Below are 23,897 nucleotides of genomic sequence, written 5' to 3'. Positions count from 1 at the left end.
CTTTTAAAGAAAATGAGTTTAAGAAGATTAATAGTTAACAAAACAATGGCAATACTAGCGGTATTATTTACCGTGTTCTATAGTGCAAATGCCTTTGCTCAAGAAGCAGCAGCAGCCGCTACGGCTAAACCTGTAGATATGGGGCCAATACATAAAACCGCCGCTTTTTATGTGTTATTGTTCTTGCTTTTATGTTTATTTATTGCAATTATAGGCAAGGCATTAAAGGTATATGAACTAACTCGCGAAACGCAAGGTAAGCCTGAAGGCATTAACTGGAACACCATTAATGCGGTATTATTTGCCCTATTTTTAATAGTAGGTTTATACGGTGTTTATTGGGAATACACGGTACACGGTAGCATGATTTTGCCAGAAGCGGCATCAGAGCATGGTGTTAGGATTGACGAGATGTTTAACTTAACGTTGATTATTACTACCATTGTATTTATTCTTACTCATATTGTACTTTTTGTATTTGCTTACATCTACAGAAGTTCTAACAAGAGAAAAGCTTACTACTATCCTCACAACAATACGATTGAAAAAATCTGGACCATTGTTCCTGCTTTGGTGTTGACATTATTAGTATTAAAAGGTTTCTTAACCTGGAGATCTATTTTCTACAAAGCTGAAGACGCTAATAACAGACCTATCAACATTGAGGTAACTTCGTCTCAATTCTTATGGGATATCCGTTATCCGGGACCAGATGCTATTGTAGGTAAAAGAAACTATAAGTTAACTACAGCAATTAACGGTTTAGGTATCGATTTCAACGATAAAAACAGTTTAGATGATTTATTGGCTGATGAAATTGTACTGCCAGTTGGTAAGCCTGTACGTTTTACCTTGGCAAGTAAAGATGTGATCCATAGCTTTTATATGCCACACTTTAGGGTACAATTAAATACAGTACCGGGTATGGTTTCTTATTTTGAGTTTACTCCTACAATTACAACAGAGGAGATGAGAACTAAAACTAATGACCCTAAATTTAATTATATTTTACTGTGTGCTAAAATTTGTGGAGCCAACCACTTTAACATGCAAAAAAATGTAAGAGTAGTTAGCGAAGCAGAGTACAAAGAGTGGTTAGCAGCGCAAACCCCTTATTTAACTAACGACTTAAGAAAGGCATTTAATTTACCAATTCCAGTAGAAGCGGTTCCTGCAGCTACAGAAGAAACTCCTGCAGCTGATACAACAGCAACTGCGGCAGCGGTAAAATTAGATGTGAAAAACCAAATAGCTTTAAAAAAATAATACTGGAAAAACCTTATTATGTCAACAATATCATTACACGATACACACCACGACGATCATGGACATGGCCATCACCATGAAACGTTCTTAACTAAATACGTATTTAGTCAAGACCATAAAATGATTGCCAAGCAGTTTTTAATAACTGGTATCATTATGGCAGTTATTGCAATGCTTTTATCTATTTTATTTAGAATTCAGCTTGCATGGCCAGATAAATCTTTTCCTTTGTTAGAAACCTTTTTAGGCAAATGGGCTGAAGGAGGAAGGATAAAGCCAGACTTTTTCTTGGCCTTAGTTACCATACACGGTACTATTATGGTATTCTTTGTGTTAACAGCAGGTTTAAGTGGTACCTTTAGTAACCTTTTAATTCCTTTGCAACTTGGTGCTAGAGATATGGCTTCTCCTTTCATGAACATGCTATCTTACTGGTTTTTCTTGGTAGCTTGTATCATCATGATGAGTTCATTCTTTATCCAAACTGGTCCTGCCAGTGGTGGTTGGACGGTTTATCCTCCGCTTTCTGCTGTTCCAAAGGCAATGCCTGGCTCTGGCTTAGGTATGACTTTGTGGTTAGTAAGTATGGTAATTTTCGTGGCATCTTCATTAATGGGTAGTTTAAATTATGTAGCTACTATTTTGAACATGCGTACCAAAGGAATGGACCTTTGGAAAATGCCATTAACCATTTGGGCTATATTTTTAACAGCTGTTTTAGGTATCTTATCTTTCCCTGTATTGGTTTCGGGTGTGGTACTTTTAATCTTCGATCGTAGCTTTGGCACCAGTTTCTATTTATCAGATTTAGTATTCGGTACTGAGATTTTACCCAACGAAGGAGGTTCGCCAATTTTGTGGCAACACTTATTCTGGTTCTTAGGTCACCCAGAGGTATACATCGTAATTATGCCTGCTTTAGGTATCTCTTCAGAAATTATCTCTGTAAACTCAAGAAAACCAATTTTTGGTTACCATGCAATGGTTTACTCGCTAATCGGTATTACGGTACTATCGTTTATCGTATGGGGTCACCACATGTTTGTTACAGGTATGAACCCGCTATTAGGTGGTGTGTTTATGATCACAACCTTAATTATTGCGGTGCCATCGGCAGTAAAAACATTTAATTACTTAGCTACGCTATGGAGAGGTAATATCAGGTTTACACCAGCAATGTTATTTGCCGTTGGTTTAGTATCATTCTTTATCTCTGGTGGTTTAACTGGTATTTTCTTAGGTAATGCTTCTTTAGATATTAATTTGCACGATACTTACTTTGTAGTGGCTCACTTCCACTTGGTAATGGGTTCTGCAGCTATCTTTGGTATGCTTGCTGGTGTTTACCACTGGTTTCCAAAAATGTTCGGTAGAATGATGAACCCTAAGTTGGCTTACTTACATTTTTGGGTAACTTTCATTTGTGCTTACTTAGTATTCTTCCCATTACACTTCTTAGGTTTAGATGGTGTGCCTCGTCGTTACTATGCATTCACTGAGTTTGAGTTCATGAACAAATGGTTAACTGTAAATACCTTTGTAACTTGGTCTGCTATTGTTGCAGCTCTTGCACAGGTGGCATTCTTGTTCAACTTCTTCTATTCTATCTTTAGAGGTAAAAAAGCAACTCAAAACCCTTGGGAAGCTAATACTTTAGAGTGGACTACTCCAGTAGAACGTTTGCACGGAAACTGGCCAGGAGAAATTCCAACTGTATACCGTTGGCCTTATGATTATAGCAAGCCAGGGGCTGATCAAGATTTCATCCTTCAGACAACTCCTTTCTCTGAAACGATAAGCTCTAACTTACCTCACGACTTTGAGGGTAACGAAGAAGCTGAACGCATACAAAAAGAGTGGGAAGCAGCGAATAAGCCAGTACAAGAATAGTACTGTCGCAGACTTTGTCGAAAATATGTAATAAGGTATCTGCAATTGTTTAAACACTTACAGGTACCTTATTTTTATAAATCTATCATACATCAATGATTGCTAAATCTGAAAATAGATTTATTAGGATAAATTTAATAACCATTATTGCCACCTTAGTGGTAATTTTGGCCGGAGGCATTGTTCGCAGCACGGGTTCTGGAATGGGTTGCCCAGACTGGCCTAAATGTTTCGATCAGTACATTCCACCTACTTCCGCTAGTCAACTTCCTGCAGATTATGAAACAAAGTACATAGAAGGCAGGAAAAAGAAGAACGAGAAGTTTGCCAAATACTTGGAAAGTATGGGTAAGCACCAGTTGGCTGATAGTCTGAGAAAAGACAAGTCTATATTGGTGCATGAAGAGTTTAATGCCACAAAAACATGGGTAGAGTATGTAAATAGGCTTGCGGGAGCCATACTAGGTATATTGCTACTGCTAACTGCAATTTGGTCGTTCGCCTACAGGAAAACGGCGAAGAGAATTATTGTACTGAGCTGGTTAAATATTATTGTAGTTGGTTACCAAGCTTGGTTAGGTTCTATTGTAGTATCTACCAATTTAACGCAATGGGTAGTTACCGTACACATGCTTTTAGCATTAGTAATTTTAGGAATATCAATATACACCTATAATTACGCAAAGCAATTACATAAAGAGCCTTCGGTAATTATGTACCGAATTATGTGGCTAAAAGGTTTTCTGTTGTTTACCATCATCATCTCTATTCTGCAAATTATTTTAGGAACGGAGGTGCGGGAAGCGGTAGATAGTATTGCCAAATCGTTACAATACAATGGGCGCAATACTTGGGTTTCTAAAATAGGAAGCGTGTTTTCTTATCATAGAGATTTAGCAATTTTGGTAAGCATCAGCAATTTTATTGTTTACAAAATGGTAATTGATAGGTTTAGCGGAAAGGCTTGGCCATTAATTACTGCAAATTATTTAATGGTGGTACTTTTGGTACAAATAGCTTCAGGCTTTTTGTTATCTTATTTAGGCTTGCCACCCTATGCACAAGCAATACATATTTTGTTTTCTACAATGATGTTTAGCCTGCAATATTATTTATACCTGTTAGTTTATAGAACCAAAACCTATAAAACAACATAAAAATTAAAAATTGAAACAGTTTTTTTCTGATTTCTCGAAGCTAATTAAATTCCGCTTAACCTTTTCAGTGGTTTTTTCAGCGTCTATTGCCTTTTTGATTGGATCGAAAATTCAAATAGATCGAGCTATTATTGATGAAATTAATTGGATGAATTGGTTAATGCTAATTGTTGGAGGATTTTTGGTTACCGGAGCTGCAAATTGTTTTAACGAAATTATAGAAGTTGACTTAGACAAGTTGATGACTAGAACCAAAGACAGACCTATGCCAGCCGGTAGAATGACTACTGGACAAGGTTTGGTTTCTGGCTTGGTAATGGGCATTGCAGGTACTTGGTTATTGGGTAAACTTAATTTAGAGACTGGCTTGATCTCCGTGTTTTCTATTTTGTTATATGCTTTTGCTTATACGCCGTTAAAAAGAAAATCGCCAATAGCGGTTTTTGTGGGGGCTTTACCGGGGGCTTTTCCTCCACTTATCGGTTATATTGCAGCAATTGGACATTCTCCAGTGGGTTACGTTCCAATGGATTATCTAATTGCTATCGTTTTATTCTCTATTCAATTCGTTTGGCAATTTCCTCACTTTTGGTCAATTGCTTGGGTATTGGATGAGGATTACAGCAAAGCTGGATTTAGGTTATTGCCTACTAAGAAGAAAGATAAAACCAGTGCGGTTTTCACTTTTGTGGGTACATTAGTTTTAATTCCGGTAAGTTTATTACCTACAATTTTAGGATTTGGCGGTTATTATGTTGCGGTAACCTCATTACTGTTTGGCTTATTGTTTAGCTGGTATGCTTATCAGTTGATGGTAAAAATGGATACAGCAAGTGCTAAGAAAGTGATGTTTTGTTCATTCTTTTATATTCCATTGGTACAGTTAATTTTGTTATTTGATTTAGTAATATAGAAATGGTGAGTACATTACAACAAAAGGAAGAGTTTTCTATTGGCTTAAAGTCTAAGAAATTTTTAGTTTGGCTATTCGTAGTTTCATCAACCATTATGTTTGGGGGGTGGACTAGTTATTATCTAGTTTTTATGGCTTCTAAAGGCAAAGGTCATGGTTTGATATTGCCAGAAGTTTTTAGCTATAGTACAGGCGTATTGCTGGTAAGCAGTGTTTGTCTTTTTTTAGCGGCCAGAGCTTTAAAAAAAGGAGACAGGGGTAAACAGCGCTTATTTTTATGGATAACTTTTGTTTTAGGAATTGCATTTGGTGTAATGCAGTTTCAGGGCTGGACAAGCCTTTACCAAACTGGGGCAGTATTGGTAAATAACAATGCTGCTATTTCCATGATCTATATTGTATCGGGTTTCCACTTGTTACACATTATCGGTGGTTTGGCCTTTGTAACCAGTAGCTTAATGGGCAACTACAAAAATGTATCGCAAGAAGTTGCAGAATATCGCCAAGATATTACCTCAATATTTTGGCATTTTATAGATATCTTATGGATTTATCTATATGTTTTTTTACTTTTGAACAGTTAATTTTTTAACAAACTATTATACTAATTATTAAATGGATTCATTATCAAAATTAGACGAAGTTAAAACCACACCTTGGGCCGGTGGTCGTGAACCATGGTCGATAGAATATGGTAAAATAATGATGTGGTTTTTCCTAGTGTCAGACGCATTTACATTTTCATCATTCTTGATTTACTACGGTGCTCAAAAATTTGCGCAACCTACTTGGATTGATGCTGATAAAATATTCCAATCTATCCCAGGTATTGCAGATCATGGCCAACCTTTGGTTTTTGTAGGTATCATGACCTTTATTTTGATCATGTCTTCTGTTACCATGGTATTGGCTGTAGAGGCAGGTCATCGTAATTCTAAAAAGGAAGTAGTAAAATGGATGATTTGGACCATCTTAGGCGGTATGGCTTTTGTTGGCTGTCAGGCATTGGAGTGGAGCCACTTACACCACGTAGGCTTCTGGTTTGGTCAAAATCCTGCAACAGGTTTAACTGATCCTGCAGCGATATCAGCAGCATTACAACCGTATTTTACTAATGATATTTCTTATACAGCAGCCTTACAGTTCTCTAACCTATTCTTTACCATTACAGGTTTCCACGGTTTCCACGTAACGGTAGGTATCATTTTAAACATCATCATTTTATTTATGGTGTTGAATAATACTTTCGAGAAAAGAGGAAGTTATTTAATGATTGAAAAAGTTGGTTTGTACTGGCACTTCGTAGATTTGGTGTGGGTATTCGTATTTACCTTCTTCTATTTAATCTAATTACCTAATAAAATTTATTTAAGATAATGGCACATCACGATCATACATTAGATACTCACGACGCTCATGCACATGGCGAAGGAATGGGAGTAAAGCAAATTTGGCAAGTATTTGGTATCCTTTTAGCAATTACAGCGGTAGAGTTTTTAGTAGCTCTAGGGTTTGTACACCACTGGCATATTGTTGCAAAGGGCCCAGCTTTGTACGCTTTTTATGTTGTACTTACCTTAATTAAGGCATACTACATTGTTGCTTTCTTTATGCATTTAAAGTTCGAAAAGAAAAGCTTTATTATTTGCTGCTCAATTGTATTCATCTTTATCATTTATTTTATTGTATTGATGCTAATTGAGGGAGGTTACCTATTGAATCATTTACAGGAACACCCAGTTTATAAAAATAGCGGTACTTCTCATCATTAATAAATATAATGAACGCAAGTTCTAGCAAAAAGAAGATTTCAACCATATTAATCCTGGCAGCCATATTAGTGATGCCAGGATTTTTATATTATTTACTTCAGGATCAGGGAAAAAATAGGTACAGACCCTTGGCTATTTTTGGTCCTAAACAAGTTGCTTCTACCTTCCATTCGGTAAGGGGTAAGCAAATACCAGATACAATTTATCATTCCGTAAGTAATTTCTCTTTAACTAATCAAAATGGGGACACCGTTACCTTAGATAGTTGGAGAGGAAAGATCATGGTCTTGAACCTATTGTATAGTCATGTTCAAACGGATGGTTCAAGAGCTATTTTTACCGAATTTAAAAAGTTCAACAAAACGTATCAAAATAATAACTTGGTTCATTTTGCAAGCATTAGCGTAGACCCGTCTGATAACAAGGAGCAACTGGCAGAAACAGCAAGGTTGTTACAAGCAAAACCCAATAAATGGGATTTATTGAGCGGAGATACTACCGCTGTTTATGCCATGGTTAGGAAAGATTTGTTGCTAGATGTGATTGAAGTTAAAACACCTGTTGAGAAAGTGATATATAGCCATAAAATCGTATTGCTAGATAGTCATCATAGGATTAGAGGTTTTTACGATGCTAATAATCACGAAGCGCTTTCTAAATTAGACGATGAAATTAAAGTGCTAATTGCCGAAGAGTTGAGAAATATGAAAGACGGCAGGTAGAATTCAAAGGTAAAAGGTGTGAGATGGAAGTTGGAAGTCAAAAGTCAAAAGTCAAAAGTCAAAAGTCAAAAGTCAAAATAAGTTTTTGGGATATCAAGTTAGAGATTTAAAATGAACCACGTAGAAAAAACAGTTGAACAAAAATATAACAAGTGGATTGTAATTCTTTCGGTTGCTATTCCGTTGGTAGTGGCTTTGTTGTTTGGGGTTAACTTAAGGAAACTGGGTTATGACGTAAAGCCCTTGAGCTTCTTGCCGCCAATTTATGCCACTATAAATGGCCTCACTGCAGTTGTACTGGTTGTAGCGGTTTGGGCTATCAAAAATGGCAAACGTAAGCTGCACGAAAATTTAATGAAGTTTGCTATTCTACTATCTGTTTTGTTTTTGGGAATGTACGTAGCCTATCACATGACGTCTGATTCTACCAAGTTTGGTGGCGAAGGAGCCATCAAATATGTTTATTACTTCATTTTAATCACGCATATCTGTCTATCGGTAATCATCATTCCTTTTGTTTTAGTTACGTATGTGCGAGCCTTAGCTGAGCGTTTTGATAAGCATCGCAAAATTGCCAAAATTACTTTTCCAATTTGGTTGTATGTGGCAGTAACAGGGGTTATTGTTTATGTAATGATTTCGCCATATTATTTACATTAGTAAATAAAATGAAAGATTTTTGTTTCTTAAGCTTAACAAGCTCTTAAACTTTATCAGTACCTTTGCACTATGAAAAAAGTACTAGCTGTTTTACTTTTCTTTATGGCAACAATTGCTTTAGCTCCAAAAGCTAATGCGCAATGTGCCATGTGCACTGCCAATGCCGAAATGGGCGTTAAAAATGGCAATACCCAAACCAAGGGACTAAACTCGGGTGTTTTGTACTTGTTGGCAGCACCGTTCTTATTAGCTGGAGTAGTGGGTACAATTTGGTATACGAGCTATCGTAAAAAACCAGATGTAGCCTAATCTCTACTGTTAAAATCCATTAAATTTTACAGAAAAACATATTAATTCACTACATTGGTAGCGATTGCTAATGTGATTATTTATGCTGAAAAAAACAACTTTCGATTTTCTTCGAGAATTAGCGGAAAATAATAACCGCGAATGGTTTGCCCTAAACAAATTCCGTTATGAAGAAGCCAAGCTGGATTTATTTGCTTTTATTTCTCCATTAATCAAAGAATTAGCAGCTATAGATCCGGAGTTTTCTGCAGATACCGAACCTAAAAAGTGTTTGCTCAGAATTTATAGAGATGTGAGGTTTAGCTTAAACAAAGATCCTTATAAGAAAAACTACGGAATTGCTTTCGACGTAAAAGGTTATGGGCCAAGTACACCAGCTTATTATTTACATTTAGAACCTAGAAACTGCTTTTTTGGTGTAGGTTTTTGGATGCCCGAAAGCAAAATAGTTAAAAGTATAAGAGAAGAAATTGACTACAATGGCGATGAGTTTTTAGAAATCATCAATGACAAAGACTACCAAAAAATATTTTCTTTAAGTAAAGAGGACTCTCTAAAAAAAGCTCCAAAAGGCTATGAAATAGATCATCCTATGATTGAATACCTTAGACTTAAGAGTTTTATTTCTATTTATCCATTAAAGGAAGATGATTTTTATAAAAATAATATCGTTGATAAGTTAATAACTGCTTTCAAAACTATTCAGCCTTTCGTTTTATTTTTGCGCAAAGCAGTATCTCAATAAATAAACAGTAATGAAAAAACTAAATCTTCTATTCGCTCTATTTTTGGTAACCGCAACGCTAAGTTCTTGTGTGGTGCTTTCTACAAAAAAGTACAAGTCGTTATTGGCAAAACAAGACTCGCTAAATACCGGCTGGAACGATGCGCAGCTAAATAATGAAAGTTTAGAACAACGTATAAAGCGTTTACAGGCAGATACGGCAACCCTAAATGGTAAACTAGCAGCGCTTAACGATCGTTACCTAGAGTTGGATGCAAATTATAGTAAACTTAGAACCAACAGCTCATCGGAGATTAATAAATTAACTGGCGACTTGGCTAAGCGTGAGCAACGATTAAAAGAGGTAGAAGAAGTGTTGCGCAAGAGAGACCAAGCAACCGACCAGCTAAGAGCCAAGCTACAACAAGCTTTATTGGGCTTTACCAAAAGTGGTTTAACGGTAGAAGTTAAAAACGGCAAGGTTTACGTATCGCTAACGGATAAGCTTTTGTTTCCTTCGGGCAGCATTATAATTGATGAGAACGGTAAGAAGGCACTAACCCAATTGGCAGAGGTTTTAAAGCAGCAGCCAGAAATTAATATTGCGGTAGAAGGCCATACAGACTCGCAACGTATAAACAATCTAGGACAAATTAAAGATAACTGGGATTTGAGTGTACTGCGTGCAACTTCGGTAGTCCGTTTCTTAACCGACGAACAAAAAGTAGAAAGTGTAAGGATGACCGCTACTGGAAAAGGTCAGTTTCAGCCTTTGGCAGAAAATACAACCGCAGAGGGTAGAAGTAAAAACCGCAGAATAGAAATTGTGCTTTCTCCAAAATTGGATGAGTTGTACGATTTGATTAAACAGTAAAGCCCCTCCCAACCTCCCCAAGGGGGAGGAGTATGTATGGTCGAGAAGACTTACGAAGTTTCTAAAACTTCGTAAGTCTAATAGTTACCAGCAATAGTTAGACAATGACAGCAACAGAATTTAAAAGTAAGTGGATAGCCGTAGGTAATGACATTCTCAGCCCATTCCCATTAGAAAAGCTAGAAGGATTAAATTTCCAAAAGTCAACTATCGATTTTTTTAACGTTTCAGGTCTTCCGAATAGTTCAGCACCTTTTCTATCATTTGCAAAAGATACGAACGACCCAGAAGATGGAGTTATTTTACTTACAAAACTTTACGACTTTCTCGAGGATGACTATAATAGATTTATTTCGATAGGTTCTGACGGAAGCGGAAATCCTATTGCCTTGGACATATTGGACAATGACAAAGTTGTTTGGCTAGACCATGAGGACTATTTTAAATCTTATTATATGAATAGTTCAATTTCAACTCTTGCTCAGACTTTACTTGTCTATCGAATATTCATATCTAAGCTACTTGCAGAGAATGGCGAAAATGCCGTCATTGACTGTGATTTTACCGACGAACAATATGAGAACCTAAAACAGAAAATCATTGAGATAGATAGCAAAGCTCTCATAGAAGAAAATGGATTTTGGAAACAAGAAATGGAAATGTTATTGACAAATCGAGAATATTATTCAACTAACAAATAACTGCAGCTGGTAGCAACAAGTTTAAGTTAAGCCTCTGGCGAAGTACGAAACGAGAATTTGAAGCTATTTATTTAGATTAGTGCGAGGGGTTTTGTTGTACAAGTAATTAAGCTCAACTTAAACCTGCAAACCGATAAAGATTTCTCCACTGGCTTCGTGCCTCGCAAAGACGAAAACTGACTAAAACGGCGATGTAAAAGAATCGAAGTTGCTTAGCGCTAAATCTTTATCAGAGAATAAAAACTCGCTAGGATCTAGGTATGCGGCCCAATCAATATTCAAAGTTGGATCGTTCCACATCACACCAATTTCCGAAGCTTTATCGTAATAATTGGTTACTTTATAGGTAAAGATGGTATCGTCTTCTAAAGTTAAAAATCCGTGTAAAAAGCCCGGTGGTACCCAAAGTTGTTTGTGGTTTTCACCACTTAATTCTATTGCAAAATGTTGTCCGTAAGTAGCAGAGTTTTTTCTAATATCTACAGCTACATCTACCACGCTACCTTGTATTACCCTAACCAGTTTTCCTTGTGCAAAAGGACTAGCTTGTGCATGTAAGCCTCTTAAAGCCCCTTTTTGGGAGAACGATTGATTGTCTTGTACAAAATTTACTTTTACGCCCGCATCTTCAAAAACTTTTTGGCTATAGCTTTCGTAAAAATATCCTCTATTGTCTTTCCAAACTTTTGGCTCAAGTACAAATAGATCTTTAATCGGAGTTTCAATAATATTCATCAGTTTACAAATTCCATTAATGTTCTAAAAGCTACAAATCTATTTTCGAATTTCTGTTGCAATTCGGCTTGTAAAGCTGGTGCAAAGTTTAGCTGATAGTCTTCGTAATCTGCAAAACTCTCTGCCACGTATTGCGCACAATAGGTAACACCTTCATTTGGCGAATCTAAAACCCTAAGCAAACGGTTAGAAACAAATTTTTCGGTAGCCAGTACGGCAGGAATATGTGTTTCCTGCATCCATTTTAGCCATTCTTCAACAGCGCTTTCCTCTATAATTAGCGTAACATTGTATAATAACATGTTGCAAAGATACGTTATGTGCCTAAATTATCGCCACGTATATTTCGGTATCTTTTTCTAGCTTCTGTATTCAGCATGCTTCCCGGAAAATCAGTAATTAAGCGTTGGTATAATTTCTTAGCTTCTTCTAAATTGTTGAGGTTGTTTTCATAAAGCTCAGCAAGGGTAAAAATGGCATCGTCTATCCAAATACTGTTGGTATGGTTATCAATTAGTTGCTTTAAGTTATTTTCTGCTTTGCTAAAATCCTTTTCCTTGATAAAAATTCTTGCTTTAGCCATTAAAATATCATCAGCTAAGCTATTGTTTTTATAGGCTATGTCTATGCTGTCGAGTTTTTTTAATGCAGCAGAATTATTGTTGATAAACTGTAGCATTTCTGCATCTGCATACATCATCAAAGCTAAGCTGTCGTTTTTGTTCTGTAGGTTGTCAGAAATCAATAAGCTCAGGTTTATGGCATCGTTAGCCATGAGTTGAGAAGTAGAAGCTTTCAATACATCAGCCTGCGATTTGGCAAACTTAAAGTTACCTTGATAAAAAGATAACCTTGCCGAACGGAAACGGGCATCGCTGGCAACAGGTAAATTATCGTATTGTTTCGCTACCTGTTCATAAACCAATACTGCTTCCCAAGGCTGTTTGTTCAATACGTAAATGTCGCCTAAATCTATCTTTAGTTGTCCAATCTCTAAACCTGGCAGGCCTGGTACTTTTAATGCCTGTTCTAAAGTTTTTTCGGCCGCTGGCAAATCATTAAGGTAGTAAGCTTGTAGATATGATAGTTTTTTGAGCGCAAAAATGGTTTGGCTGTTAATGCCATATTGCGTAATGATCTGCGAAAACTCATCGGCCAGCGCCTTAATTGCTGCTGGTTCTGTTTTACCCAGCAAGGCCAGTTCATATTTGGCATTAATTAACTGAATTTTTGAGGGAAGATACAATTCATTTTCTGGGCCTTTTGTTAACAGATATTCATAAGCTTTAATTGCTGTTGCAAATGCTTTGTTAGCTACAAAAGTATTGGCCGTGTTAAACAATAAATTGGCAGAGTTTTTAGTACGTTTATCTTGAGCTATAAGCTGCCTAAGTGCCATTTCGTAGGCTTCTTGTTGTATAAATTGCCAAATCAGCAGCTCGGTATAAATTTCGTTTTGTGGGTCTTTTTGTATTTTTTTGAGCAAAGCCGATTGTAAAACCTGGTAATCGCTATTGCTCTCGAAAAGGTTGGCCAACACACTTTGTGCTTGTGGTAAAAGTTGTGGGTTGGCAGGCAGGGCATTTAAGTATTCGTTAATTAAGGCCGCTTTGTCTTTCTTAAAACGATAGATACTTAACAATTCGAAAGCAAACAACTGGTCGTCGTTTAATATTTTTCGGCCTTGTAAAAATGTATTTACGGCCATATCATAAGCTTCGAAACGGTAAAACGAATTGGCTAAATCTCTAACCTGAAATTCGTTTTTTGCTACATTTTGTATAGCGGTATAGTAAATTTTATTGGCATCGGCCGTTTTGCCGTTTTCTTGGTAAACCCTGCCCAAAGCAATTTGATAATTTAGCTTATCGGGAGCTTGCTTAATTAAGCGTTTTACCAAACTTTCTGCTTCATTGTACTTTTTTATTTTTAATAAGGAAGTGTAATAAAGGTCAAAGTAGCTATCGTTTCTGGTTCGGTTAAATAGTTTTTCTAATAAAGAAGCGGCCTTTTCGTAATCGGCCTGTTGGTAATATTGGTAGGCTAACGCTTCTTCCACATTATCTTGTGCCCACATAGTGGATGATAAGCAGCAAGCCAGTAAAAGGAGCACAAAATGTTTCATCTATTTTAAGGATTAGTGGTTGTTAGCTTTAACCCAGCATCAGCTTTGCTAAAATTAAATTTTTTAACTTATAATTACGTATTCAATTAAAAATAACGTATTACCGCAACTTGTATTTTAAATGTTACGCGTTGTATTTTTATCGAGTGCCATTTTTTGTTTTATTTGATATTAACTAAAATTTTAAGATAAGTAACAATGTTAATGCTTATGGCTTAACCGTACTTTGTTGTGTAATTTTGTGATATGATGGTTGCTGTGAAAAAATATGGATGGTTATTGGTGGTGGTGGCGCTTTTCGCCTGCAGTCGGGAGAAAAAAGTAAGGGAAATTCCTGTTAATGATTTCTTTAAAACGCAGGATAGGGCTTTGTATCGGCTATCGCCTAATGGCAAATACCTGTCTTACCTTACACTTAAAGATAAAAAACAACATTTAGTAGTACAAGATTTAGAAAAAGGAGCAACAACCGAAGTTTCTAAATTGGAAGAGCGCAATATTAATTTTTATTGCTGGGTTAGTAATGATGAGCTGATTTATTACAAGGAAAAAGACGGGACTAGGTTCCAGACCGACTTGTACATTGTAAATAAAAATGGCACCGAAGAACGGCTTTTAAATGCTGATGAAAAGAGTAAAGTGCGCCTCTTGGAAGATCAGTTAATTGACGATAAATTTTTGCTGGTAACCAGTAACAAAAGAGATTCTACCGTTTTTGATGTTTATCGTTTAAACGTGAGAAACGGGCAAATGGTTATTGCGGCGAAAAACCCGGGTAACTTTACCAATTGGCTTACCGATAGCAAGGGAAAGTTACGGATGGCCATTTCTAGCGACGGTGTAAATGAATCGTTTTGGTATAGAGAAAACGAAACTAAGGCGTTTCAAAAAATCATTACTAACAACTTTAAAACGACATTATGGCCGGTAGCTTTTTCTGAAAGTAAACCAAATATTGTTTATGCTATTTCTAACGTAAACCGTGATAAAAATGCGCTGATAGAGATTGATTGTACCAATGGCAAAGAGAAAAACGTGTTGTTTGCCAATGATACTTTGAACGTAGTTGAAGCACAATACTCTAAGCGCCGAGCTAAGATGGATTTTGTGGTGTACGAAACTTGGAAGAAAGAGAAACACTATCTTAACGAAGAAGCAAAGCAGCTATTCCAAAATCTGGAAAAGCTAATCCCCGATGCGGAGTCTAGGATTATTCATAGCGATAAAAAGGAGCAACATTTTATCGTGAGAACCTTTACAGATCGTAGCCCAGGAGCATATTATCTGTATTACGCCGAAAATAATTTCCTTAAAAAGTTAAGCGACATTAATCCTTCTATTAAGGAAGAAGAAATGTGCGAAATGAAACCAATCAGCTATCTTACCGCCGATGGCTTTAAAATAAACGGTTATTTAACGTTGCCTTTAGGGCTAGAGCCAGAGCAACTGCCTGTTGTAGTTATACCACACAATGGGCCAGGGCAGCGAAACAGTTGGGGCTTTAACTCTGATGTACAGTTTTTGGCCAACAGAGGATATGCGGTTTTGCAGGTAAATTACAGAGGTTCTACTGGTTATGGTAAAGAATTTTATGCCGCTGGTTTTAAAGAATGGGGGCAAAAAATACAACAAGATGTTGATGCTGGTGTACAATGGTTAATTGATCAGAAAATTGCAGATCCGCAGCGTGTAGCCATTTACGGCTATGGTTTTGGTGGCTTGGTTGCTATCAATAGTGCGGTTGCCAATCCTAAAATGTACAAATGTGCGGGCTCTAGTGCAGGGGTGCTTAATCTTTTCAGTTACCTTAAAACCATACCGCCATTTTTAACGGCTAACCTGCAAATGTTTTATGAGATGGTGGGTAACCCAGATAAAGATGCGGAGTACATGAGGCAAGCTTCGCCAGTTTTTCATGCAGATAAAGTTAAAATTCCAATATTCATTACTCAAAACTCTAAAGACCCAAGAATTAATGGTAATGATGCCGTACAGTTTGTAAAGGAACTTAAAAAACTGAACTCGCCAGTAACTTACCTCGAAAAAGAGGATAACAAATCGGTATTAAACAGGGAAGAAGCTAGAAAAAAATCTTACGCAGCACTGGAACTTTTTTTAAAAGATAACCTTAGAAAGCGATAAATTATGCCTAAGGAATCTGTAAAAGAAAGTGGTTATCGCAAGAATTTTTCATTGATTGTTACTTTCATTGGCCTAATTTCGGTACTATTTATTCTCTCTCTCTTTTTGGCGTTTAATTTTAGCAAGAAGAAAATAGAAGGAGATTTTGTTTCGGCAAAAACCAACGTTTTAGAAGAAAGTATAAAGCCGTACAACGATTTTTTTCTTAATAAACTGCCCGAAATTTCTTATTATAATGGTTACTTAGATTCTACTACCGCCGCAAAATTTGTAGATACCATTTTGCTGAAATATCCTTTTGTTAAAAAGGTTGTTTTTTTTGATGCAGAGGTGCGCAATGCCCGCTACGAAGAAAATGGATTGAACGTTGGCAACTTTTCTGTAGGTATGAAAAGTGTTTATCAGTTTGGTACTTATATTCCCGAAGATTCGGTAAAAATTTTTGGCACAAACTCAATTGCAAGTAACACCACGTTAGAAAATTTTAACGAACTAGCACTAAAGCTCTACACTTTTGTACATAAATTGGATACAAGTAGAGTTCCTAGTCAGGAAGATTTGTTTAGTAACTTTTCTAACATTAGACCAAACAGAATTGATTATTTCAACATACCTAGGTTTGAAGATTTAAAGGTGTACAAGCAGATGATTAACACCAAATTGCCATCAGAACCAGTGTACCAACAGGATATGCTTTCTTTTGAGCTTGATCCGTTGAAAATTAAAATTAAGAACAACCGGCCATTACTTTACCAATCTGTACGCATAGAGCCTGTAACTTACGATCCTTTAGAAACTTCTTCGGAATATGTAACTGGAGAAATTACTTTAGGTGGCCCTTTTTCGGCTTACAAACTGTATTTCATTTCCGCAAAGTCTTTCATCAAAAAAGAGATTTTTAGCTACTTTTTTCCAATAGCGGCACTCATTTTATTGTTTTATGGCTTACTACTTTTAGTGGCATTTTTAATTTATAGAAACCTAAACATTAACCATAAGATGTTTAAGCTGCAATATGATTTTATTACCAATTTAACCCACGAGTTTAAAACACCGGTATTAAGCGTAATCAAAATAGCAGGCAACAACATTAAAAGTGCGGCAAGTATTTCAGAAAGGGAGCAAAAATTGTACGGCAAAATATTAGATGAAGAGGCCGATAAGCTGAACGGATTGATGAATAAACTACTGGCCTTTACGCAAATTGAGAACAAAGCCGTTAAGCTAAATGAAGATAGGGTAAACATTACCGAATTTATAGAAAGCACCATCGATGTGCACCAGCTAAAACACCCAGATTTTAAGTTAAGCTACGAAGTAACCGACTTTACTCATTTTACTACAGATCCGGTTTTATTAGGCAGTTTATTTGATAATTTGTTAGAGAACGCCTACAAATATTCGCAGCCAGATAAAAAACAAATGCACATTACGGCACGTTTAATTAAGGATAAAATTGTGCTCCGTTTTAAAGATGCGGGTATTGGTATTCCGGCATCAGAAATAAACAATATCTTTAAGAAGTTTTACCGCATACAAAACCAATATAACCAAGCGGGCAGCGTGGGCTTAGGTTTGGCTTTTTGCAAAGAACTTGTTAATTTTATGAAAGGCGAAATCAGTGTTCGGAGCGTTGTAAATAAAGGAACAGAATTTAAGATTGTTTTACCATTTAACCAATGATTAAATGAGTAAAGGAATCAATGATTAAATAAAAGCTAATAGATTGAGGGATGTTAGTTTGAAGAATTACTCATTCAATCGTTTACTCATTCAAAATTCAAAAAATATGTCAAAAGATATTAAAATATTAATTGTAGAAGATGATGAAAACCTGCGTTTTTTAACTGCAATGCGCTTAAAAACGGAAGGCTACCAGGTTATAGAAGAGGGAGATGGTGCCAGTGCGGTGCAAACAATAGCTGCAGAAAAACCAGATATTGTATTGCTAGATTGGATGCTGCCCGGTAAAGAAGGTTCTGAGGTTTGTGAAGAAGTGCGTAAAAATGGTTTCGAAGGTTTGATCATTATGATGACTGCCAAAGCACAAGACGTAGATAAAATTGATGCCTATCAGTTTGGGGCTTCTGATTATGTAACCAAACCATTTAATATGGATGTTTTGGTAGCAATGTTAGAAAGCAAGGTAAAATTTTTGGTAAATGCAGAACGTTCAGAAATCCATCGTTTTGGAAATATGGAGCACCATCCAAATATCCATACTTTGTTTCGTGATGGTAAGAAGATTGAGTTGACCATTCTTGAAAACAGGATATTACTTTATTTCTTGCGCAACCCTAACCAAGTAATTAGTAGAGAAGATTTAATGTTGGAAGTTTGGGGTTACAACTCTGATGTAAATACCAGAACTTTGGATATGCATATTGTACGTTTACGTAAGAAAATAGAGGTAAATCCAGATAACCCGCAGTTATTGCAAACGGTTAGAGGAGTGGGTTATAAGTTTAATGTGGGGAGTTAAGTTGTATTATTTGAATTAACTTTCATCGTTGCGTCATTTCGAACCTATGTGAGAAATCTGTTTTGAGGATGTGTTTAAACTTGTAGATTTCTCACATACGTTCATCATCACGTAATTCCCGCGTAGGCGGGAATCTTAAAGCGAATAGTTATTCTATTTTTTATCGCATTACGATCCCAGACTAAATCTGGGATGACGGAGGTCTTTAAGTTAGTGCAACACTCAACCAACTACACAGAACCAATATCACATATTGCAATAACATGGTTCCGTCTAGGTATCCGAAGTAGAAATACTCATTTCTCTTGATATTGGATTTGAAGATTAACCAGCCTGTAAGTACTACTGTTAAAGTTAATCCAATTACATCTGTGTTGATGCCTTTTGTGAATAAGATCAAAAGCTACTAGATAAATACCTAACAAGGCTTGGCAAAAAATCCAGGCTTTTTTTTCGCCCAATACTACGGGTATCGTCTTTAGCTCGTACAACTTGTCCTGAAACAGGTCTCTAATATCAAAAGGAACGGTTATGGCACAAACAAATAGAAATCTTTTAGCAACCAACAACACGGTTTCGCTTAGCGGAACTTGTATCTGATGCAGACTCTCTAATTCGACAATGGGCAGTAAAACACAGCTGCTGGCCCAAACAAAAGCAATTAAAAATAATTTGATGCCCGGGATATTTCTTAGTCCGATTTTTTTGCCGTTTAAGGTTAAGAATGGAATATTATAGGCAACAGAAAGTAAACCTATAAATACCATCAGCAATTTTGCTTCGAAACTTAAATACAGCAAACCCAAAGGGATAAGGCAAAGCACCGAAATTAAAGTGGTAGATATAGTTAACCTGTGATGTGCAAAAATCCATCTCACTCTTTTAAAAGGAGATTTTTGCGGTTCTTTTGGTTTAGACAGTAAAACGGCTAAGTTGTAAATTAGTAACGTGGAGAAAAACAGGAAAGCCAATACATAGGCGCTTGGCTTAGCATTTAACAAATGATAGGTTACCAAACCTTGCGCAGCTGCACAAATGGCAATAAAAATATTGCTGAACAGTAAAAAATCAAGAATGGATGTACCTAGTTTTTTAAGCATCTATTGGGTTACGAGTTACAAGTTATTGGTTGCGGGTTTAAAGCGCCGAGACACGTAACTCTTAACTCATAACCCGCAACTTATTAAGCTCTGCTTAAAGTAAATATCGTAATTTCTGGCAACATACCAACACGCCCTGGGTAGCCTAAAAAGCCATAGCCTACATTAACATACAGCTGTTGTTGTTCTCGGTACAAACCTGCCCATTCTTTGTAAATGTATTGTACTGGGCTCCACTGTACATCTTTTAAACGTACTCCAAACTGCATACCATGGGTATGCCCGGCAAAAGCCACGTCTATATCTTTGTACTTTTCTAAAACCTCGCCACGCCAGTGCGATGGGTCATGAGATAATAAAAGTTTTACAGGCAAATCTTGGGTGTTTTGCATTGCCAATTCCATTTTTCCATACTTAGGAAAACGGCCCATGCCCCAGTTTTCTATCCCAACAATGCCAATTTCTTCGCCACCAACTTTTAATCTTCTATTTTCGTTCATTAGCAAATCCCAACCCATAATTTTATGCGTAGCTACCATATCTTGTAGGTTTTTTACCTTGGCTGGGGATGTACCTTTACCAAAATGATAATCGCCATAATCGTGGTTACCTAATACAGAATACACGCCTAGTGGAGCTGTTACTTTGCTAAAAATATCCTGATAGTCTTTTACCTCGCTCGTGAGGTTGTTTACCAAATCTCCCGTGAAAAAAACAAAATCTGGTTTTTCTGCCATTAACATTTCTACGCCGCCTTTTACCGCTGTTTTATTATAAAAACTTCCAGAGTGGATATCTGTAATTTGTGCTAAGGTAATACCATCGAAAGCTTTGGGAAGGTTGGGAAGTTTTAAAGTCACTCGTCTAATTTGGTAATCATAAGCGCCAGAAATAATGCCCCAGCTTAACGAGCTTAAGGGTACAGCACCTGCAATTAAACCTGCTTTAACTAAGAATGCAGAACGAGTGATAGGCTCGCCAGCAATTTTATTGTTGGATTGTGCTATTGCTGTATTGTTGTTTGTTATAGCCTCAGACGTCGGTCTTTGCTCTTCGGTCTTTAACTTCCTAAAGATTTTAATCGTTAATCTTCGTAAATCATCAATTAGCAAAAATGGTAGCATAACCAGCTTGCCCGTACTAATTAAAAAGAAGGCCACTAAAATAATCGCCCGTGCTGATAAGAATAGGTTAAGGTAGATAGCAGCAAAAACACCTAAAATTAAGGTAATGCTAATGCTCCACCAAGTAATTTTAAAGATCTTTTTAGTGCGATTTTTCCAGTTTTTAAAAACTGCTACAATTGCGTAATAGCAATAAAAATCTAGTAGAATTACAACGAAGCAGAGTATTGTTAAAAATATTGTTCTTCCCATTGGGGTGTAAAATTAATTTTTTAGTTAGATGATTTTGAAGATGATTTGTTTCAGCTTTTAATTTGAGACTTACGAAGTTTAACTTTGAAGTTTTTGTTATTCCTAATGGTAAAGTTGAGGGCTTCGCCGTTTAAAAACTTCGTAAGTCTTCTAGGCTTTCCGTCATTAGACTGGAGCGTAGCGAGAGAGAAATCTAACGACCTATAGCTTTTTGCTAGATTTCTCCTCGTTCCTCGTCGAAATGACGTGCTAACGACTACCCAAAATCTTCATCGTCTTCATCTATATCTGCGTTGAACAAACTATCGAACATGTCAGAAAAACCGAACCCACCGTTCAGATAATTTTTGTTCAATTGCGAATACTCAGATAAACCGTGCAACACAAATTCCATCAATAACAAAGTTTGGTTTTCACTCAATTTAGGATGAAAAGTTTTTACCATTTCTGCTAACCCAGGTACTTTGTGGAGTTCTTTTTTATAATCGGACGAAGTTAGATTGTCGTCAATATCAACGTTGTTGCCTTCGGTAAACCATTCGGTAATTTGGGTGTATGGATTAGCCGTTTTACTTTTCTTGGCTCTGGTTGGGTCTGGGAAATACCTTGCAAACAGATGTTTAATTGCCTTGCCAATTAAGGTATGAGCAACTTTTGCGGGGCCTTCCAATTCCCCTTCATAAACCAATTCAATTTTGCCGGTAACTGCTGGGATAATGCCACTAAAATCTGAGATACGCACAAACGTTGATTTCTCTTTGTTTACCAACATTCTTCGCTCTGCGTTACTAATCAAATTCTCGAAAGCAGAGATGGTTAACCGAGCAGAAACTCCTGATTTTTGATCAATGTATTCACTCTTGCGGGCTTCGAAAGCCACTTGCTCTACCAAATCTTTCACTAAGCCATCTGCTTCTATTAAGCGCTGCTCTTGGGTTAATTTAGCTTCTTGGAAAGTAATTTTTCTCGAAATCTCAACCGTTTTTGGGTAGTGCGTTAAAATCTGACTTTCAATTCTGTCTTTCAGCGGTGTTACAATGCTACCACGGTTGGTATAATCTTCGGGGTTTGCAGTAAATACAAACTGAATATCTAAAGGTAAACGCAATTTAAAACCACGAATTTGGATGTCTTTTTCTTGCAGCATGTTAAACAAAGCCACTTGAATACGAGCCTGTAAATCGGGCAATTCATTAATTACAAAAATGCTGCGGTGTGCTCTTGGGATTAGGCCAAAATGAATTACACGTTCGTCATTGTAAGTAAGTTTTAAGTTTGCAGCTTTAATAGGGTCAACATCGCCAATTAGATCGGCTACGGTAACATCAGGCGTGGCTAACTTTTCTGTATAGCGTTCGCTGCGGTGTAGCCAAGCAATTGGGGTGTTGTCGCCTTTGGTTTCAATTTCATTGCGGCCAAACCACGAAATCGGGTTCAATGGATCATCAAATATCTCGCTTCCCTCAATGTACGGAATGTATTCGTCTAACAAGTTGACCATTAAACGGGCAATACGAGTTTTCGCTTGTCCACGTAGCCCTAACAACAGCACGTTGTGACGAGCTAATATCGCAGTCTGTAATTCTGGAATTACCGTTTCATCGTAACCTAAGATACCTTCGAAACCTGCTTCCTTGTTTTGTAGTTGTATGATTAAGTTCTTCCTTAATTCGTCTTTAACGCTTAAAGATTGGTATGAGGTGGCTTTTAATTCGCCTAGTGTTTTTGCTTGCATATGTTGGAATAAGGATGAAGGAGCAAAGAACAATGATTTTAATAGCTAATCTTTATTCCTTGCTCCTTGTTCTTTTATCTTATTGTTCTTCTTCTATTTTTAATATAATCTTCAAAAATGTATTCGCCCAGGCCGTTGAGTGAGCTGTAAAATGCCCTGCCGCCATTAATTTCTGTAAACTGCCTTACAAATTGTTGCAGGTAAGGGTCTTTGGCAATCATAAATGTAGTAATAGGAATATTCAGTCTTTTACATTGCGCCGCCATGTTCAGCGTTTTGCCAATTACTTTTCTATCTAAACCTATGCTATTTTTGTAATATCTGCCATTTTCTTTTAGGCAAGTAGGTTTGCCATCGGTAATCATAAAAATTTGCTTATTGTGTGTTTTTCTTCTGCGCAGCAAATCTGTCGCTAGCTCTAAACCAGCAAACGTATTGGTGTGGTAAGGGCCAACCTGTAAATAAGGTAAATCTTTAATAGTGATGGGCCAAGCATCGTTACCAAAAACTACAATGTCTAAAGTGTCTTTTGGGTATTTCGTTTTAATCAGCTCTGCTAAAGCCATCGCCGTTTTCTTGGCAGGTGTAATTCTATCCTCGCCGTACAAAATCATAGAGTGCGAAATATCTATCATCAACACGGTGGAAGTTAAAGTTTTGTAGTCCTTTTCTTCTACTTCCAAATCACGTTCGGTAAGCCTAAAATTGCCAATACCGTGGTTAATTTGCGCATTGTGGATAGAGGCGGTCATGTCAATTTGGTCTAAACTATCGCCAAAATTGAACTCCCGTCTATCCGCATTTTTCTCCTCGCCAATGCCCGAAATATTACTGTTGTGATTTCCTTTTCCAGCTTTTTTTAGCTTGCCAAAAATCTCTTCCAAAGCCGATTTACGAATGGTTTGTTCTGTTTTTGCAGTGATTTTGGTTTCGCCATTTTCTTCGCTAATGTAACCTTTTTCCTTCAGGTCTTCCATAAAATCGCCCATGCCATAGTCTTTGTTGGTAAACTTGTACTGTTTGTCCAGTTCGTTCATCCAAGCCAAAGCTTCGCCGGCATCGCCAGCGGTGTAGTTTAAAAGCTGCGTAAATAACTTTAGCATCTCATCAAAACCACCCTTTGGCAATTCGTTTGGTACATATTTAGAAAACTGATAACCTTTCATATCTCTCTGCTAAACAATTATTTTCTTAACGTAACACTAAGGTAAAGG

23 protein-coding genes are annotated in these 23,897 nt (G+C 36.9%); 16 read left to right on the top strand and 7 right to left on the bottom strand.

The window, feature by feature from the left end; genetic code table 11:
* Positions 1-12: 12 nt before the first annotated feature.
* The 13 genes from OVA16_RS02955 to OVA16_RS02895 all read left to right on the top strand — a co-directional run bounded on the left by OVA16_RS02955 (position 13) and on the right by OVA16_RS02895 (position 10,988).
* On the top strand, positions 13-1,266 hold the full coding sequence (locus OVA16_RS02955; protein WP_267763435.1) for a cytochrome c oxidase subunit II: 1,254 nt from the start codon (positions 13-15) through the stop codon (positions 1,264-1,266).
* An 18-nt stretch (positions 1,267-1,284) separates the two neighbouring features.
* Positions 1,285-3,156, top strand: coding sequence for a cytochrome c oxidase subunit I (locus OVA16_RS02950; RefSeq protein WP_267763434.1), 1,872 nt, complete (start codon positions 1,285-1,287; stop codon positions 3,154-3,156).
* A 95-nt stretch (positions 3,157-3,251) separates the two neighbouring features.
* Positions 3,252-4,313 carry a COX15/CtaA family protein gene (locus OVA16_RS02945; RefSeq protein ID WP_267763433.1) on the top strand — a complete coding sequence of 354 codons (1,062 nt, stop codon included), beginning with the start codon at positions 3,252-3,254 and terminating at the stop codon, positions 4,311-4,313.
* A 10-nt stretch (positions 4,314-4,323) separates the two neighbouring features.
* Positions 4,324-5,226, top strand: coding sequence for a heme o synthase (gene cyoE / locus OVA16_RS02940; protein WP_267763432.1), 903 nt, complete (start codon positions 4,324-4,326; stop codon positions 5,224-5,226).
* A gap of 2 nt (positions 5,227-5,228) precedes the next feature.
* On the top strand, positions 5,229-5,810 hold the full coding sequence (locus tag OVA16_RS02935; RefSeq protein ID WP_267763431.1) for a cytochrome c oxidase subunit 3: 582 nt from the start codon (positions 5,229-5,231) through the stop codon (positions 5,808-5,810).
* 31 nt (positions 5,811-5,841) lie between these two features.
* Positions 5,842-6,576, top strand: coding sequence for a cytochrome c oxidase subunit 3 (locus tag OVA16_RS02930; protein ID WP_267763430.1), 735 nt, complete (start codon positions 5,842-5,844; stop codon positions 6,574-6,576).
* 26 nt (positions 6,577-6,602) lie between these two features.
* Positions 6,603-6,998 (top strand): cytochrome C oxidase subunit IV family protein, encoded by a 396-nt coding sequence (locus OVA16_RS02925; RefSeq protein WP_324288486.1) that lies wholly within the window; start codon positions 6,603-6,605, stop codon positions 6,996-6,998.
* 8 nt (positions 6,999-7,006) lie between these two features.
* Complete coding sequence (locus tag OVA16_RS02920; RefSeq protein WP_267763429.1) at positions 7,007-7,720, top strand: SCO family protein; 714 nt, start codon at positions 7,007-7,009, stop codon at positions 7,718-7,720.
* Positions 7,721-7,831: 111 nt separating this feature from the next.
* Positions 7,832-8,380 carry a DUF420 domain-containing protein gene (locus OVA16_RS02915; protein WP_267763428.1) on the top strand — a complete coding sequence of 183 codons (549 nt, stop codon included), beginning with the start codon at positions 7,832-7,834 and terminating at the stop codon, positions 8,378-8,380.
* A 69-nt stretch (positions 8,381-8,449) separates the two neighbouring features.
* On the top strand, positions 8,450-8,689 hold the full coding sequence (locus OVA16_RS02910; RefSeq protein ID WP_267763427.1) for a hypothetical protein: 240 nt from the start codon (positions 8,450-8,452) through the stop codon (positions 8,687-8,689).
* A gap of 82 nt (positions 8,690-8,771) precedes the next feature.
* Positions 8,772-9,434, top strand: a complete 663-nt coding sequence (locus tag OVA16_RS02905; RefSeq protein WP_267763425.1) for a DUF2461 domain-containing protein — start codon at positions 8,772-8,774, stop codon at positions 9,432-9,434.
* 10 nt (positions 9,435-9,444) lie between these two features.
* Positions 9,445-10,287, top strand: coding sequence for an OmpA family protein (locus tag OVA16_RS02900; protein ID WP_267763424.1), 843 nt, complete (start codon positions 9,445-9,447; stop codon positions 10,285-10,287).
* A 104-nt stretch (positions 10,288-10,391) separates the two neighbouring features.
* Complete coding sequence (locus OVA16_RS02895; protein ID WP_267763423.1) at positions 10,392-10,988, top strand: SUKH-4 family immunity protein; 597 nt, start codon at positions 10,392-10,394, stop codon at positions 10,986-10,988.
* A 180-nt stretch (positions 10,989-11,168) separates the two neighbouring features.
* Here the strand turns inward: OVA16_RS02895 and rfbC are convergent, their stop codons facing one another.
* The 3 genes from rfbC to OVA16_RS02880 are packed head-to-tail and all read right to left on the bottom strand — an operon-like array spanning position 11,169 to position 13,800.
* Positions 11,169-11,723, bottom strand: coding sequence for a dTDP-4-dehydrorhamnose 3,5-epimerase (rfbC, locus tag OVA16_RS02890; protein ID WP_267763422.1), 555 nt, complete (start codon positions 11,721-11,723; stop codon positions 11,169-11,171).
* A complete protein-coding gene (locus OVA16_RS02885) occupies positions 11,723-12,025 on the bottom strand; it encodes a DUF4286 family protein (protein WP_267763421.1) in 303 nt (100 codons plus the stop codon). Before OVA16_RS02885 ends, rfbC begins: the two co-directional genes overlap by 1 nt.
* Before the next feature lie 14 nt (positions 12,026-12,039).
* The gene (locus tag OVA16_RS02880) at positions 12,040-13,800 is read right to left on the bottom strand and encodes a tetratricopeptide repeat protein (RefSeq protein ID WP_267763420.1); all 1,761 of its coding nucleotides are present in this window, start codon (positions 13,798-13,800) and stop codon (positions 12,040-12,042) included.
* 294 nt (positions 13,801-14,094) lie between these two features.
* Between OVA16_RS02880 and OVA16_RS02875 the strand changes: the two genes are divergently transcribed.
* The 3 genes from OVA16_RS02875 to OVA16_RS02865 all read left to right on the top strand — a co-directional run bounded on the left by OVA16_RS02875 (position 14,095) and on the right by OVA16_RS02865 (position 18,472).
* Positions 14,095-15,990: a prolyl oligopeptidase family serine peptidase gene (locus OVA16_RS02875; protein WP_267763419.1), complete on the top strand. Its 1,896-nt coding sequence runs from the start codon at positions 14,095-14,097 to the stop codon at positions 15,988-15,990.
* 3 nt (positions 15,991-15,993) lie between these two features.
* Positions 15,994-17,673, top strand: coding sequence for a sensor histidine kinase (locus OVA16_RS02870; RefSeq protein ID WP_267763418.1), 1,680 nt, complete (start codon positions 15,994-15,996; stop codon positions 17,671-17,673).
* 106 nt (positions 17,674-17,779) lie between these two features.
* The gene (locus OVA16_RS02865) at positions 17,780-18,472 is read left to right on the top strand and encodes a response regulator transcription factor (protein ID WP_267763417.1); all 693 of its coding nucleotides are present in this window, start codon (positions 17,780-17,782) and stop codon (positions 18,470-18,472) included.
* Between the two features lie 296 nt (positions 18,473-18,768).
* Here OVA16_RS02865 and OVA16_RS02860 read toward each other — a convergent pair whose 3' ends face one another.
* From OVA16_RS02860 to OVA16_RS02845, 4 genes are all read right to left on the bottom strand, one after another.
* Positions 18,769-19,572, bottom strand: a complete 804-nt coding sequence (locus OVA16_RS02860; RefSeq protein WP_267763416.1) for a hypothetical protein — start codon at positions 19,570-19,572, stop codon at positions 18,769-18,771.
* An 83-nt stretch (positions 19,573-19,655) separates the two neighbouring features.
* Positions 19,656-20,948, bottom strand: a complete 1,293-nt coding sequence (locus OVA16_RS02855) for a metallophosphoesterase (protein ID WP_267763415.1) — start codon at positions 20,946-20,948, stop codon at positions 19,656-19,658.
* Positions 20,949-21,204: 256 nt separating this feature from the next.
* Positions 21,205-22,683, bottom strand: coding sequence for a sigma 54-interacting transcriptional regulator (locus tag OVA16_RS02850; RefSeq protein ID WP_267763414.1), 1,479 nt, complete (start codon positions 22,681-22,683; stop codon positions 21,205-21,207).
* 74 nt (positions 22,684-22,757) lie between these two features.
* Entirely contained in the window at positions 22,758-23,849 is a 1,092-nt protein-coding gene (locus OVA16_RS02845; RefSeq protein WP_267763413.1) for a vWA domain-containing protein, read from the bottom strand.
* Positions 23,850-23,897 lie beyond the last annotated feature (48 nt).

The sequence above is a fragment of the Pedobacter sp. SL55 genome, assembly GCF_026625705.1.
Taxonomy (GTDB): domain Bacteria; phylum Bacteroidota; class Bacteroidia; order Sphingobacteriales; family Sphingobacteriaceae; genus Pedobacter.
The sequence above is the reverse complement of the archived record's forward strand: the minus strand, read 5'-3'. Positions and strand labels throughout refer to the sequence as shown.